We start from the raw sequence: 998 nt of genomic DNA, 5'->3' as shown, positions 1-998 counted from the left end.
GGCTGCTGGTGGGGGATCGGGGGCTGGAGGGGGGGATGCTCGGTAAGGGGAAACCCAATTGTACGTATGTGCCTGATCCCAAGCCGAAGCCGCTGAGCCGGGAGCAGGAGGAGGCGATATTGCTGTGTAAGGCGATCGGGGTGATATTGAGGGAGGAGGGGATGAAGAATCAGCTGGACGTTCGTGTAGAGGTCAGGCCTTTGGGGAAGGAGCCGCCGGAAACGCAGTAGGTTATGGTTTATCGACTGCTGCGCAGTCTAGTTTATGGGCTGCGCCGTATACTTGGCTTCGCCGTTTATGGGCTGCGCCGGTTATGGTGTATCGACTGCTGCGCAGTCTAGTTTATGGGCTGCGCCGTATACTTGGCTTCGCCGTTTATGGGCTGCGCCGGTTAGGGTTTATCGACTGCTGCGCCGTCTAGTTTATGGGCTGCGCCGTTTACTTGGCTTCGCCGTTTATGGGCTGCGCCGGTTATGGTTTATCGACTGCTGCGCAGTCTAGTTTATGGGCTGCGCCGTTTACTTGGCTTCGCCGTTTTTGGGCTGCGCCGGTTATGGTTTATCGACTGGTGCGCAGTCTTGTTTTTGGGCTGCGCCGTTTACTTGGCTTCGCCGTTTTTGGGCTGCGCCGGTTATGGTTTATCGACTGGTGCGCAGTCTTGTTTTTGGGCTGCGCCGTTTACTTGGCTTCGCCGTTTATGGGCAGCGCCGGTTATGGTTTATCGACTGCTGCGCAGGCTAGGTTACTTGGCTGCGCCGGTTTCGGGGCTTCGCCGTTTATGGTTTATTGGGCTTCGCCGCTTAAGGTTTATGGATAATGGGTGATCGTCCCGTGGGCATAATGCCCAGCGGGGACTGATTATAGGATTAAGGAGGAGTAATGGGGGGGGGCTCTCGGGACAAGCGCTTCTAACGGGGGAATTATTTACGGTAAATATTAACGAATTATACGATGAAAAAAAGAATGATCTTTTTCTTCCTGGGACTGGTATGTCTAAT

Annotated in this window: 1 protein-coding gene; it reads left to right on the top strand. The window is 54.5% G+C overall.

Annotated features, from left to right (window positions below; translation table 11 throughout):
* Positions 1-230: hypothetical protein (locus tag KI659_RS18370; protein ID WP_213946851.1), on the top strand; the 230-nt coding region annotated here is incomplete at its 5' end.
* Between the last annotated feature and the right edge of the window lie 768 nt (positions 231-998).

Origin of the sequence: Litoribacter ruber, from assembly GCF_018449405.1 — a bacterium.
Taxonomy (GTDB): domain Bacteria; phylum Bacteroidota; class Bacteroidia; order Cytophagales; family Cyclobacteriaceae; genus Litoribacter; species Litoribacter ruber.
Note: the sequence above shows the minus strand (reverse complement) of the source record. Positions and strands in the feature narration are given on the sequence as shown.